At 73.1% G+C, this 12,989-nt stretch carries 13 protein-coding genes; 7 read left to right on the top strand and 6 right to left on the bottom strand.

Going from position 1 to position 12,989, the window contains the following annotated elements; translation table 11 throughout:
- Positions 1-2: 2 nt before the first annotated feature.
- Both ACRAKJ_RS41270 and ACRAKJ_RS41265 read left to right on the top strand, forming a co-directional pair.
- Entirely contained in the window at positions 3-1,406 is a 1,404-nt protein-coding gene (locus tag ACRAKJ_RS41270) for a 2-oxo acid dehydrogenase subunit E2 (RefSeq protein WP_438926357.1), read from the top strand.
- 127 nt (positions 1,407-1,533) lie between these two features.
- A complete protein-coding gene (locus ACRAKJ_RS41265; protein WP_447008835.1) occupies positions 1,534-2,442 on the top strand; it encodes a MerR family transcriptional regulator in 909 nt (302 codons plus the stop codon).
- A gap of 82 nt (positions 2,443-2,524) precedes the next feature.
- Here the strand turns inward: ACRAKJ_RS41265 and ACRAKJ_RS41260 are convergent, their stop codons facing one another.
- Together ACRAKJ_RS41260 and ACRAKJ_RS41255 are read right to left on the bottom strand one after the other, a co-directional pair.
- On the bottom strand, positions 2,525-3,739 hold the full coding sequence (locus ACRAKJ_RS41260) for an acyl-CoA dehydrogenase family protein (RefSeq protein WP_438926772.1): 1,215 nt from the start codon (positions 3,737-3,739) through the stop codon (positions 2,525-2,527).
- A 7-nt stretch (positions 3,740-3,746) separates the two neighbouring features.
- Positions 3,747-4,397 carry an SCP2 sterol-binding domain-containing protein gene (locus ACRAKJ_RS41255; protein WP_438926771.1) on the bottom strand — a complete coding sequence of 217 codons (651 nt, stop codon included), beginning with the start codon at positions 4,395-4,397 and terminating at the stop codon, positions 3,747-3,749.
- A 100-nt stretch (positions 4,398-4,497) separates the two neighbouring features.
- Between ACRAKJ_RS41255 and ACRAKJ_RS41250 the strand changes: the two genes are divergently transcribed.
- On the top strand, positions 4,498-5,175 hold the full coding sequence (locus tag ACRAKJ_RS41250) for a TetR family transcriptional regulator (protein WP_438926770.1): 678 nt from the start codon (positions 4,498-4,500) through the stop codon (positions 5,173-5,175).
- 64 nt (positions 5,176-5,239) lie between these two features.
- On the opposite strand, the gene ACRAKJ_RS41245 is transcribed toward ACRAKJ_RS41250, so the two are convergent.
- The 3 genes from ACRAKJ_RS41245 to ACRAKJ_RS41235 all read right to left on the bottom strand — a co-directional run bounded on the left by ACRAKJ_RS41245 (position 5,240) and on the right by ACRAKJ_RS41235 (position 8,522).
- Entirely contained in the window at positions 5,240-6,166 is a 927-nt protein-coding gene (locus ACRAKJ_RS41245) for an alpha/beta hydrolase fold domain-containing protein (RefSeq protein ID WP_438926769.1), read from the bottom strand.
- A 131-nt stretch (positions 6,167-6,297) separates the two neighbouring features.
- On the bottom strand, positions 6,298-7,182 hold the full coding sequence (locus ACRAKJ_RS41240; RefSeq protein WP_438926768.1) for a MaoC family dehydratase: 885 nt from the start codon (positions 7,180-7,182) through the stop codon (positions 6,298-6,300).
- A complete protein-coding gene (locus tag ACRAKJ_RS41235) occupies positions 7,182-8,522 on the bottom strand; it encodes a 3-oxoacyl-ACP reductase (RefSeq protein WP_438926767.1) in 1,341 nt (446 codons plus the stop codon). Before ACRAKJ_RS41235 ends, ACRAKJ_RS41240 begins: the two co-directional genes overlap by 1 nt.
- A gap of 86 nt (positions 8,523-8,608) precedes the next feature.
- Here ACRAKJ_RS41235 and ACRAKJ_RS41230 point away from each other — a divergent pair, with 86 nt between their 5' ends.
- Together ACRAKJ_RS41230 and ACRAKJ_RS41225 are read left to right on the top strand one after the other, a co-directional pair.
- On the top strand, positions 8,609-9,877 hold the full coding sequence (locus tag ACRAKJ_RS41230) for an acetyl-CoA C-acetyltransferase (protein ID WP_438926766.1): 1,269 nt from the start codon (positions 8,609-8,611) through the stop codon (positions 9,875-9,877).
- Between the two features lie 151 nt (positions 9,878-10,028).
- On the top strand, positions 10,029-11,039 hold the full coding sequence (locus ACRAKJ_RS41225) for an OmpA family protein (RefSeq protein ID WP_447008834.1): 1,011 nt from the start codon (positions 10,029-10,031) through the stop codon (positions 11,037-11,039).
- Between the two features lie 83 nt (positions 11,040-11,122).
- Here ACRAKJ_RS41225 and ACRAKJ_RS41220 read toward each other — a convergent pair whose 3' ends face one another.
- Positions 11,123-11,749 carry an SIMPL domain-containing protein gene (locus tag ACRAKJ_RS41220; RefSeq protein WP_438920228.1) on the bottom strand — a complete coding sequence of 209 codons (627 nt, stop codon included), beginning with the start codon at positions 11,747-11,749 and terminating at the stop codon, positions 11,123-11,125.
- Between the two features lie 256 nt (positions 11,750-12,005).
- Between ACRAKJ_RS41220 and ACRAKJ_RS41215 the strand changes: the two genes are divergently transcribed.
- Together ACRAKJ_RS41215 and ACRAKJ_RS41210 are read left to right on the top strand one after the other, a co-directional pair.
- Positions 12,006-12,152: a hypothetical protein gene (locus tag ACRAKJ_RS41215; RefSeq protein WP_233816239.1), complete on the top strand. Its 147-nt coding sequence runs from the start codon at positions 12,006-12,008 to the stop codon at positions 12,150-12,152.
- A 421-nt stretch (positions 12,153-12,573) separates the two neighbouring features.
- On the top strand, positions 12,574-12,951 hold the full coding sequence (locus tag ACRAKJ_RS41210; protein ID WP_438920227.1) for an NTP pyrophosphohydrolase: 378 nt from the start codon (positions 12,574-12,576) through the stop codon (positions 12,949-12,951).
- The last annotated feature ends 38 nt before the right edge of the window (positions 12,952-12,989 follow it).

Genomic DNA, 12,989 nt, shown 5'->3' with positions numbered 1-12,989 from the left:
CTGTGCCGCAGTTCAAGCAGTTCCCCCTGCCCGACACGGCCGAGGGGCTGACCGAGGCCGAGATCCTCACCTGGCACGTCAAGCCAGGTGACGCGGTCAAGGTCAACCAGGTCATCTGCGAGATCGAGACCGCCAAGGCGGCCGTCGAGCTGCCGTGCCCGTGGGACGGCGTGGTCACCGAGGTGCTGGCCGAGGTCGGCCAGACGGTGGAGGTCGGCTCGCCGATCATCACCATCGACCTCGACCCGTCCGGCGCCGCGGCCCCGCCCGCCGCACCCGCCACCAACGGCAAGATCGGCGAGGAGATGCCGGGCGGGCGGATCGCCACCCTGGTGGGGTACGGCCCGAAGTCGGGCGCGGCCAAGCGCCGCGTCCGCAAGGACGCCCCCGCCGCGCCCGTCGCCCCGGCGGCCCCCGCGCCCGCCGCCGTCCAGGCCGCGCCCGCCCCGCCGGTCGCCCCGGCGGTCGTCCCGACCCCGGTACCCGCTCCGGCTCCGGCTCCCGCCCCGGCGGTCGCCCCCCGGGGCGGCTACGTGCCGCTGGCGAAGCCGCCGGTGCGGAAGCTGGCCAAGGACCTGGGCGTGGACCTCTACGCGGTCCCCGGTTCGGGCCCCGGCGGCGTCATCACCCGCGAGGACGTCGAACGGGCCGCCGCCCCGTCCCCGTCCTCGTCCGCCGCCGCCCCGGTCGCCGCTGCCGTCCCCGGTGCCCGCGAACGGCGCGTGCCGATCAAGGGCGTCCGCAAGGCCACCGCCCAGGCGATGGTGGACAGCGCCTTCACGGCCCCGCACGTCACCGAGTTCCTGACGGTCGACGTGACGCCGATGATGGAGCTGCGGGCGCGCCTGAAGTCGCACCCGGAGTTCCGGGACGTCAAGCTCACGCCCCTCGCGTTCGCCGCGAAGGCCGTGCTGCTGGCGGCCCGCCGCACGCCCGACGTCAACGCGACGTGGGACGAGGCGGCGCAGGAGATCGTCTACAAGGACTACGTCCACCTGGGCATCGCCGCCGCCACCCCCCGTGGCCTGGTGGTGCCCAAGGTCCGCGACGCCGACGGCATGTCGCTGAAGGAGCTGGCGGTAGCCCTGGACGCCCTCGCCACCACGGCCCGCGACGGCAGGACGACGCCGGCCGACATGATGGGCGGCACGTTCACCATCACCAACGTCGGCGTCTTCGGCGTCGACACCGGCACGCCGATCATCAACCCGGGCGAGGTCGCCATCCTGGCCCTGGGCGCGATCCGCGACATGCCGTGGGTGGTGGACGGCCAGGTCGTGCCGCGCAAGGTCTGCCAGCTGGCCCTGTCCTTCGACCACCGAGTGGTCGACGGCCAGCAGGGCTCGCAGTTCCTGGCCGACGTGGGCGCGCTGCTCGCCGACCCCGGCGTGGCGATGACCTACTAGCCCGACCCCTCCGCGAACGCCGGGAGCCCTCGACGGCTCCCGGCGTTCGCCTTTCCCGGTGCCCCGCCACCGCCCGTGCGTTAATCGGGTTGAACTTCCACCCACTGGAGATTCCAAGGTGGTCCCCGTGACGCACTACTACTCGATCGGCGACCTGGCGCGGATCACCGGGCTGTCCACGCGGACGATCCGGTTCTACTCCGACTCCGGCATCGTCCCCGTCGCGGGGCGGACGGTCGGCGGGTTCCGCACCTACGACGTCGACGGTCTGGCGCGTCTCCGGCTCGTCCGCACACTGCGCGACCTGGGCGTCGACCTGCCCACCGCGCAGCGGGTGCTGGCGAGCGAGGTGTCCGTGGCCGAGGTGGCCCGGACGCACGCGGACGCCATCGACGCGCAGGTGCGCGTGCTCCGGCTGCGCCGGGCCGTGCTGCGCGTCGTGGCGAGGAACGGGGAGGTGGAGATGGTGCACGAACTGGCCAGGCTGTCCGAGGAGGAGCGGCAGGCGATCCTGGACGACTTCTTCGACGAGGTCTTCGGCGGGCTGGACATGGACCCGGGCTTCGTGCGGGGCATGCGGTCCGTCCGGGTCGAGCTGCCCGACGACCCGACGACCGAGCAGCTGGAGGCGTGGGTCGAGCTGGTGAACCTGGTGCGCGACCCGGGCTTCCGGGCGTCGATCAGGCGCATGTCGGAACGCCACCAGGAGATGAAGGCCGAGGGCGCCGACCTGTCCGGCACGGTCGACTCGAAGCAGATGGAGGCGTTCCAGTACGGCGTGGCCCAGGTCCGCGAGGCGCTGGACAAGGGGATCGCCCCCACGTCACCGGAAGCGGCGGCGGTCGTGGCCCGCGTCAACGAGAGGTGGGCGGAGGTGACCGGCGTGCCGGTCGGCCCCGAACTGGCCCGGCAGCTGGAGGAGTTCGGCGACCCGAGGGCGGAGCGCTACTGGGCGTTGATCGCGACGATCAACGGCTGGCCGCCCGTGCCGGACACCACCGCGGAACGTGCCTGGCTGGCCGAAGCGAGCCGTTAGCAATGCCGGGTGTCGAGGACCTCGGCCGAGCCGAGGTCCTCGACACCCACGTCCGGGCGAAACCGCCGCCCGGGAGGTCGGCTCACTTGATGTGCATGCCCGAAATCGCCCTGGCCACCACCAAACGCTGGATTTCGCTGGTCCCCTCGAAGATGGTGAAGATCTTCGCGTCCCGGTGCATGCGCTCCACGGGGTGCTCGCGCGTGTACCCGGCCCCGCCGAGGATGTGGATCGCGCGTTCCGTCGCCCACACGGACACCTCGCCCGCCTTGAGCTTCGACATCGACCCCTCGCCCGCCGTGAACGGGACGTTGTTGCGGCCCATCCACGCCGCCCGCCACACGAGCATGCGGGCCGCGTCGATCTCCATCTTCATGTTCGCCAGGTCGAACGCGATCGACTGGTTCTCGATGATCTTGCGCCCGAACGCCTCGCGGTCCTTCGCGTACTCCAGCGAGTACTCGTACGCCGCCCGCGCCACGCCGACCGCCATCGCGCCCACGGTCGGCCGGGTCGTCTCGAACGTCGCCATCGCCGCCTGGCCGCCGGCCTTCTGGCCCTCGCGCGCCCGCGCCAGCCGCTTCTCCAGCCGCTCCTTGCCGCCCAGCAGGCACCGGCCCGGCACGCGCACGTCGTCGAAGAACACGTCGGCCGTGTGGGACGCCCGCATCCCGTGCTTCTTGATCTTGCCCGGTGACGACAGGCCGGCGGTGCCCGGGGGCACGACGAAGCCCGCCTGACCGCGCGCCCCGAGGGACGGGTCGACCACCGCGGTCACCACGTGGACGTTCGCGATGCCGCCGTTGGTCGCCCACGCCTTCTGGCCGTTGATGACCCACTCGTCGGTGGCCTCGTCGTACACCGCGCGCGTCCGGTACCCGGCGACGTCCGATCCGGCCTGCGGCTCGGAGGCGCAGAACGCGGCCAGCTTCGGGTCGTCCTCGGTGCCGAAGCACTCGGGCACCCACTCGGCCAGCTGCTCGGGCTCGCCGGAGGCGAAGATGCCCGCCGCCGCCAGCCCGGTGCCCATCAGGGCCAGCGCGATGCCCGCGTCACCCCAGAACAGCTCCTCGGTCGCGATCGGCAGCGACAGCCCGATCGGGTCGGCGAACCACGTGGCCAGCGACTCGAACCCGTACAGGCCGATCTTCGCCGCCTCCTGGATCACCGGCCACGGCGTCTCCTCGCGCTCGTCCCACTCGGACGCCGCCGGCCTGATCACGTCCTTCGCGAAGCCGTGGACCCACTCCCGCAGGTCGACCTGGTCCTCGTTCAGCTCCAGCGAAAAACCACCCATGGTCCCCTCACGCCTTCGGAATGTCGAACAGGCTCATGAACCCGGCGGCGAACCCCAGGTCGCCCTTGACCTTGAGCTTCCCGGTCATGAACAGCACCGGCGCCGACGCGTTCCCGGTCGCCAACTTCAGGAACTCCACCGGTCCCAACGCCACAGTGGCACGGGGGTCACGGGTCTCGTCCTTGTTGATCACGCACGCGGCGTTCTCGACGATCGCCTCGTACACGTCCTCGCCGGAGTCGGTGAAGCCGCCGGTGAGGTGGAAGTGCACCACGGCGCGGGTCGCGCCGGCGCGGTCGCCGCGGAAGTGGACCTCCATCCGCCGGAACACCTCGTCGAGCACGCGTTCGCGCAGGCCGGGCCGGGACGTCACGGCCTCGATCTGGCCCTTGGACGCGCGCGAGACGATGCGCGCGAAGTTCTGCGCGTCCATCTTCGCGAGGTCGAGGTCGGCGCCGCCGTCGGCGAGGTCGCCGAGCGCGCCGAGCAGGTCGGCGAACTCGTCCTCGCCGAGCTTCCTGGGGTCGATGCCCCGGGCGATGACGTCGATGTCGACGCCCGCCAGCGCGGGGTCGGCCGGGTCGACCCGCTTGAGCGTTGAGATCAGCTCGCCGGGGCTGAGCTTCGCGATCGCCTCGGTGGTGAGGTCGATGGTCATGGTGGCACCTCCGCTACCTACTCGGCGGTAAATCTACTGGCGAGTAGGTAAGGGGGCAAGGCCCTCGGAGTAATCTTGCTCCAGCAATCCAGGGGGTGCGATGCACGCAGAGCAACCGGTCCGCACCGGTCGGGCGAAGAGACTGCCGCGCGCGGTGCGCGAACGGCAGATCATGGACGCCGCGGTGGACGTCTTCTCGCGGCTGGGGTTCCACGCCGCGTCGATGGACGAGATCTCCGACGTCGCGGGCATCTCGAAACCCATGCTGTACGCGTACCTGGGGTCGAAGGAAGAGCTGTTCGCCACCTGCATCCGCCGCGAGGCGACCCGGATGATGGAGGCCATCGCGACCGGCGTCGAGGCCGGCGAGCCACCGGACGTCCAGCTGTGGAGCGGGCTCCGGGCGTTCTTCGGGTTCGTCGGCGAGAACCGCGCGAGCTGGCAGGTGCTGCACCGGCAGGCGTCGTCGCAGGGCGGGCCGTTCGCCGCGGAGCTGGCCGACATGCGCGGACGGGCGATCAGCCTGGTGGCGGCGCTGCTCGTGCACTCGTCGGACTTCTCCGACGTGCCGCGCGCCGGCGACAAGGAGGCCGAGTCGCTGGCCGCGGCACTGGTGGGGGCGGGCGAGTCGCTGGCCGACTGGTGGCTCGACAACCCGGCCGAGCCGGCCGGCGTCGTCGCCGCCCGGCTGATGAACCTCGTCTGGATGGGGTTCGGCGACCTCGTGGCGGGCGACGTGTGGCACCCGCCGTCGAGGCGCGCCGAGCAGGCCGACTAGCCGAGCAGACCGACCAGCCGAGCAGGCCGAGCGGCCGAGCGGGCCGACCAGCCGAGCGGGCCGACTAGGCCAGGGCGTTCTTCAGCACGCCGATCGCCTGGGTGATGGCGGCTTCGGCGGCGTGGGTGCCGCGCAGGGCGTTGAGCATGACGAAGTCGTGGATCACGCCCTGGTAGCGGACGGCGGTCACCGGGACGCCGGCCTCGCGCAGCTTGTTCGCGTACGCCTCGCCCTCGTCGCGCAGCACGTCGGCCTCGGCGGTGATCACGAGCGCGGGCGGCAGGTCGCGCAGCTGGTCGACGGACGCGCGCAGCGGCGAGGCGGTGACCTGCGCGCGCTCGCCCTCGTCGGTCGTGTACTGGTCCCAGAACCACTGCATGGCGTCGCGGCGCAGGAAGTAGCCCTCGGCGAACTCGTGGTACGACGCGGTGTCGAACGCCGCGTCGGTCACCGGGTAGAAGAGGACCTGCTGGGCGAACGCGACGTCGCCGCGCTCCTTGGCGAGCAGCGTGAGGGCGATCGCCATGTTCCCGCCGACCGAGTCGCCCGCGACGGCGAGCCGCGAGCCGTCCAGGCCCTTCGCGGCGCCCTCGGTGACGACCCAGCGCGCGACGGCGTAGTTCTCCTCGACCGCGGTGGGGTACTTGGCCTCGGGCGAGAGGCTGTAGTCGGGGAACACGACGGCCGCGCCGGTGCCGACGGCCAGCTCGCGGACCAGGCGGTCGTGGGTGTGGGCGTTGCCGAACACCCAGCCGGCGCCGTGCACGTAGAGCACGACGGGCAGCGGGCCGGTCGCGCCGACCGGGCGGACGATCCGCACCGGCACCTCGCCGACGTTCACGGTCTCCTCGTCGACCTCGGGCTTGAACACCTCGCCGGACTGCACGGCGTCGACGGTCTTGCGGCCCTCGACCGGGCCCAGGTCGAACAGGTACGGCGGGGTGGCGGTCGCGGCGGCGAACTCCGCGGCGGCGGGCTCCAGGACGGTCATGTCGGGCTCCTTCTGGTTCTGGCCGGTCAACGCGGCCGACACCAGGAAAGCTAGCTCCCAAGTAACTTGTGCACAAGGTAAATGAGAGCGTGAACACCGTGGCGGTGCTCACCCCGCTGCCGGGCGTGGTGTCAGGCGGTGATCACGCCCTCCAGGTGCGGCCGGTCCGACCACACGGCGAACCGCCAGCCGTCACCGGTCGGCGCGGCCGAGAAGCCGACCTCGCCGGGCAGCGGGATCGGCGCCTTGAACCGCACGTCGACCTCGTACGCGCCCGGCAACCGCCCCTCGAACGACGCCACGGCCCGCGCCTTCGACCACATGCCGTGCGCGATGGCCCGGGGGAAGCCGAACGCCTTCGCGGTCAGCGCGTGCAGGTGGATCGGGTTGCGGTCGCCGGACGCCGCCGCGTACCGCCGCCCCAGGTCGCCGGGCAGCCGCCACACCGCGGTCGGTGCGGGAGCCGAGGCGCGCTCGCCCGCCCCCGACATCGCGCCACCGACCCCGCCGGTACTGCCATCGCCGCCGGCCTCGCGACCGCCGCTGTCGGTGCCAGTGCCGTCGCCACCGCCGCCGCCGCCGGCCTCGCGCCGGAGATATGTCGACACATCGACCCACATCTCCTCGCCGTCCACCGACACCGTCGTCACCACGTCGAACTGCCGCCCCCGCTCGTGCGGTCGCAGGTTCGCCAGCTTCACGTGCAGCGACAGCGGTTCGGCGGCCAGGAGCGGCCGGGTCCGCGTGATCCGGTTCGCCACGTGCACCAGCCCCGGCAGCGGGAACGGGAAGTCGCGCGCGGTCATCAGCCGGACCTGGAGGGGGAAGCCGAGCACGTGCGGGTAGGTGGTCGGCAGCTCGTCGCGCACCCCGAACCCGCACACCGCGTTGTAGGCGGCCAGGTGCTCGGGGTCGGTGGTCACCTCGGCGTCCAGCGACGTCGACGGCAGCACGGAGCCGCGCCGGGTGAACGCGGTCAGCGCGGCCTTGGCGTAGAGCAGGGTCAGGTTCGACATCACGCCCCCAGCAGGCTCTGCCCGCACACGCGCACGACGTTGCCGTTCACGCCGGACGACGCGGGGTGCGCGAACCAGGCGATCGTCTCGGCCACGTCCACCGGCAGCCCGCCCTGGGACGCGCTGTTCATGCGCCGGCCCGCCTCGCGGATCAGCAGCGGCACGGCGGCGGTCATCGCGGTCTCGATGAAACCCGGCGCGACCGCGTTGACGGTGGCCCGCCCGGCGAGCCGCTCGGACAGCGCGTCGACCATGCCGATCACGCCCGCCTTGGTGGTGGCGTAGTTGGTCTGGCCGACGTTGCCCGCGATGCCCGCGATGGACGACACGCCGACGATCCGCCCGTTGGGCCGCAGGACCCCGTCCGCCAGCAGCGCCTCGTTGACCCGCTGCTGCGACGCCAGGTTCACCGCGACCACCGCGTCCCAGCGGGCCGCGTCCATCCGCCCCAGCGTCTTGTCCCGGGTGATGCCCGCGTTGTGCACGACGACGTCCACACCGCCATGTCGCTGGGTGAATTGTTCAACAATCCTCTTCGGCGCATCCGCCGTCGTGATGTCCAGTTGGATTGTTGAACCTTTCACCCGGTTCGCCACGCGGGACAGGTCCTCGCCCTGCGCGGGCACGTCGAGGCAGACGACGTGCGCGCCGTCGCGGGCCAGCACCTCGGCGATGGCCGCGCCGATGCCGCGGGACGCGCCCGTGACCAGGGCGACCTTGCCGTCGAGCGGCCGGTCCCAGTCGCGGGGGACCTCGACGTCGGCCGGGCCGACCCGCACGACCTGGCCGGACACGTACGCCGACCGCCCGGACAGCAGGAACCGCAGCGTCGACTCGACCGCGTCCTCGGCGCCCGGCGCCACGTGCACGAGCTGCGCCGTCGCCCCGCGCTTCAGCTCCTTGCCGACGGACCGGGTGAACCCCTCCAGCGCGCGCTGCGCGATCCGCTCCTCCGTCGACCCGGTCAGCTCCGGCGGCGTGCCCAGCACGACCACCCGGCCGCACGGGCCGAGCGACCGGATCACCGGGTGGAAGAAGTCGTGCAGGCCGCGCAGCCCCTCGACCGTCCCGATCCCGGTCGCGTCGAACACCAGCGCCCCGTACCGGGGACCGCCCTGGGCGTTGCCGGGTGCGTGCTCCGGCGCGAGGTCCAGCCCCGCCGACGTGAGCGTCGTGCCCAGCGCGTCGACGAGCCGCCCGCCGCCGCCGAGCAGCACGGGGCCGTCCAGCGGGGGCCGGGTGGGTGAGTGCCTGCGCAGCGGGTAGGGGGAGGGCAGGCCCAGCTTGCCCACCACGAACCGCCCGACACCGGAGTTGGCGAACGACTGATACCGATCCATGGGCACATCACACTCCCTACTCGCTAGTAAGTCTACTGACCAGTAGATTAGGCTGGGCGGACACGCCCCTCACCCTGGAGGACGACATGGCCCGAGTTGCCATCCTCGGCGGCAACCGAATCCCCTTCGCGCGCTCGAACGGCCCGTACGCCACGGCGTCGAACCAAGACATGTTCACCGCCGCGCTGGACGGCCTGGTCAGCCGGTTCGCGCTCCAGGGCGAGCGGCTGGGCGAGGTCGTCGCGGGCGCGGTGCTCAAGCACAGCCGGGACTTCAACCTGGTCCGCGAGTCCGTGCTGGGCAGCGGCCTGTCCGCCGAGACCCCCGCCTACGACCTCCAGCAGGCGTGCGGCACGGGCCTGCAGGCCGTGATCGCGGTGGCCAACAAGATCGCGCTCGGCCAGATCGAGGTCGGCGTCGCGGGCGGCGTGGACACCACCAGCGACGCGCCCATCGGCGTGAACGAGGACCTGCGGGGCGTGCTGCTGGAGCTCAACCGGGCGCGGACCGCCGGCGCGAGGCTGCGGGCCGCGCTGAAGCTGCGCCCCAAGCACGTCGTGCCGTCGGTCCCGCGCAACGGCGAGCCGCGCACCGGCCTGTCCATGGGCGAGCACGCCGCGATCACCGCGAAGGAGTGGGGCATCGCCCGCGAGGACCAGGACGCCCTGGCCGCCGCGAGCCACCACAAGCTCGCCGCCGCCTACGACCGCGGGTTCTTCGACGACCTGGTCACCCCGTTCCAGGGCCTGACCCGCGACCAGAACCTGCGGCCGGACTCGTCGGTGGAGAAGCTCGCGAAGCTCAAGCCGGTGTTCGGCCGGGGCGAGGGCGCGACGATGACGGCGGGCAACTCCACGCCGCTCACCGACGGCGCGTCCACCGTGCTGCTCGCCTCGGAGGAGTGGGCGGCGGCCCGGAAGCTGCCGGTGCTCGCCCACCTGACGTTCACCGAGACGGCGGCGGTCGACTACGTGCACGGCGGCGAGGGGCTGCTGATGGCGCCCGCCTACGCCGTGCCGCGGATGCTGGACCGCGCCGGCCTCGCCCTCCAGGACTTCGACTTCTACGAGGTGCACGAGGCGTTCGCCTCGCAGGTGCTGGCCACGCTCAAGGCGTGGGAGGACGCGGACTTCTGCAAGGGCAGGCTCGGCCGGGACGCGCCGCTGGGATCGGTCGACCGGGCGAAGCTCAACGTCAACGGCTCGTCGCTGGCCGCCGGCCACCCGTTCGCGGCCACCGGCGCGCGGATCGTGGCGACCCTCGCCAAGCTCCTCGCGGAGAGGGGGTCGGGCCGCGGCCTGATCTCGATCTGCGCGGCGGGCGGGCAGGGCGTTACGGCGATCGTGGAGCGCTGATCACCTCCCGTTAACCCAAAAGGGTGACGGCGGTAACAGAACGGAGCGTTTTCCCGCTTCACGTGACATGAACCACTCACGGCTCTTCGCCGCAGTCGTGCTTGTGGCGGCTTGTGCTGCCTGCGGGGAGGACTCCCGCGACCCCACCACCGTGCGCATCGGGGTGACCGCGTCCGCCAACGAGCCCCGGGTCGGCCTCACCCCCGCGGTCGTCGACCGGCTGTCGGCCGCGCTCACGCGCGGCGAGACGCGGGTCGTCGTCTACCGCGAGGGCGAGGACGCGGGCACCGCGTACTCCGACGAGGTCCTCTCGGCCGCCGACGACGCGGAGGTCCAGGACCGCCTGACCCGGCTGGACGGGCAGCTCGCGCAGATCGGCGGCGGCACCGGGCGGCTCGACCCGCTGTCCGTGCTCGCCGACATGGCCGCCGCGCCCGGTCCGGCCGTGCTCGTGCTGCACAGCAGCGGGTTGCAGACCACCGACCCGCTCGACCTGACCCGCCTCGGCCTCGACCTGGACGTGGCGGCCGCGGCCGCCGCCGTGCCGGACGACGCCCTGCCGGACCTCGCCGGCAAGGACGTCGTCTTCTCCGGCCTCGGCCAGGTGGCCGGCGCGCAGCAGCCGCTGCCGCCCGGCGCGCGGGACGCGCTCGTCGAGCTGTGGCTGGGCGTGTGCCGCGAGTTCGGCGCGGCGAGCTGCACCCACGACCCGGACCCGGGGCCCGCGGGCGGGCCGATCGCGCGCACCGAGGTGCCGACCGTGGACATCGGGCACGTGGAGAACCGGGACGCCCTGGTGCACGTGCCCAGCTCGATGGTGTTCCGGGCGGGCGGCGACGAGCTGGCGCCCGGCGCGCAGGACGTGCTGCGGCAGGTGGCGGAGAAGTTCGACGGGCGCACCACGGCGCGGGTCGTCGTGCGCACGGCCACGTCGGCGTCGGCGGAGCAGGCGGTCGGCCTCACCCAGCGGCGGGCGCAGCGGGTGATGTCGGCGCTGACCGACCTCGGGGTGAGCCGGTCGGCGTTCGTCGAGGTCGTCGGCGCGGGCTTCGGCGCGCCGCTGGACGTCGACGTGGACGCGGCGGGCGACCTGATCCCGGGCGCGGCGGCGCGCAACCGGTCCGTGGTGGTGGAGCTGGTCCAGCCGCGCACCAGCAGCTGAGCGACCGCCGTCCGACGAGGTCGGCCCGGGGAGTTCGGGTCGGGGGAGGCCGGGCCGGGGAGTTCGGGTCGGGAGAGGTCGGGTCAGTCGAGCAGGGCCCAGGTGGCGGTGCACCGGACCGCCACCGTGATCCGCTGCGCCTCCAGCGCGAGCTGGTCGACCTGCGGCGGCACGCCGGGCGACCCGCCGTACCCGGCGGTCATCGCGCGCGACGACTCGGCGGCCCACTGCGCCTCGGCGTCGCCGTCGGCGAGCCGTTGCAGCGGGCCCAGCCGGGCGCCCAGCGCCCGCGCGTAGCCCTCGGCCCGCCGCCGCGCGTCCGCCACTGCCTCCCGCTGCGCCTCCGCGACGGCCTCGACGTCGTCCCTGAGCTGCCAGGTCGGCCCGCCGAGCCACGTCGGCTCCGCCGCGACCACGGCGGCCAGCAGGTCGTCGAGCCCGGCCACGTCGTCCACCCGGACCACGTAGTTCTGGCTCGCCCGGCTGCCGGAGCGGTGGGTGCCGTCCCAGTTGTCGTGCACGGCCAGCTGCCGCGAGCGCACCTCGACGCCCGGTCGCGCGAACGCGGGTTCGAGCGCGCCGACCCGCTCGGTCAGCCGGTCCACCGCCTCGGCGCGCGTCGAGCCGGTCGTCTCGAAGCTCACCTGCACCTCGGCCCGGTCGGCGGTCCGCTCGACCCGGCCGACGCCCTTCGTCACCACCTCAGCCACGACGGCCACGCTACCGGCGATGACGCTCCGCGCCCGTGCGGCTCCGTCACCGGGCACCGCGCGGGAGCGGGCCGCGCCGCCGGTGGTGCCGTCCGGTCCAACAGGTGTCGTCCAGGCGAATCGTCGGGAGCTACGCGGTTGCTGCCGAAGATTCGTCGGCGTGTGCGCCACCTCACCGTTGAATCGGGTGCATCGCGCGTGCCGATGAGGCATACTTGAGGCACACCACCGAGGAACGTTGAGAGGGATGAACCCCGTGAACTTCACTGCGAAGCTCCGCGCTCGTCGTGTCGAGGCTCGCAACCGCAAGGCCGTGGCCCGGGCGATCGACATGGCACCCACCCCGGCGATGCGCCACGAACTGATGGCGATCGCGCAGGCCCAGGTGACCTCGCTCCGCTGACGCGGCGCAGGACCTGCCGGATCGAGTGACGACCGCCCGACGACACGCGGGCGCGCGCCCCGTCGTCCACGTCCGGCCGGGGGGAAAGAATGAAGCCCTGCCGCACCTCCCGCGCGGCAGGGCTTCGTCATATTCACAACGTGACCTGCGTCACACCCTCTAGGGGGTGTAACAGTCCACGATCGTGTCTCGATGTCCCAGGTGACCCCGCGGTGCTGTCGGACCCCCGACCTGGCAGCACCGCGGGGTTTCCCACGTCCGGCTACGTGGTCGTCGCCGAACCGTTCCAGGTGTCCTTCGCCCTGCGGGCACGCCCCATGACCACTTCTTCCCCCTCGTCCTCGCCTCGTCCCCCGTGGACGACACCATCGTGCCGGCGGGGTCCGACAACATCCCGCGCGTTCGCCGGCAGCATGGCGCGATGACGCTCCCGCTCCTGGTCGTGGACGCGGCCAACGTCGTCGGCTCCGTCCCCGACGGCTGGTGGAAGGACCGGGCCGCCGCCGCCACCCGCCTTAGGGACGACCTGGTGGCCGTGGCCGAACGGGGCCTGCCCTCCCACCCCGGCCCGCTGGAGGTCGTCCTGGTGGTCGAGGGGCGGGCGAGGCACGTCGGCTCCACCCCCGGCGTCCGCGTGGTCCCCGCCACCGCCGACGGCGACGACAAGATCGTCGAGGTGGTCCGCGACGAGGGCGCCGGCCGCCCCGTCACCGTCGCCACCGCCGACCGCGCCCTGAGGCGGCGCGTGGAGGCCCTCGGCGCGACCGTCGTCGGCCCCCGCTCGGTCCGGGGGCACTGACCTCCCACATCGTGGACGCCGGAACAGGTGCGCCGTCC

The sequence above is a fragment of the Saccharothrix sp. DSM 118769 genome (assembly GCF_052936295.1).
The sequence above is the reverse complement of the archived record's forward strand: the minus strand, read 5'-3'. Positions and strand labels throughout refer to the sequence as shown.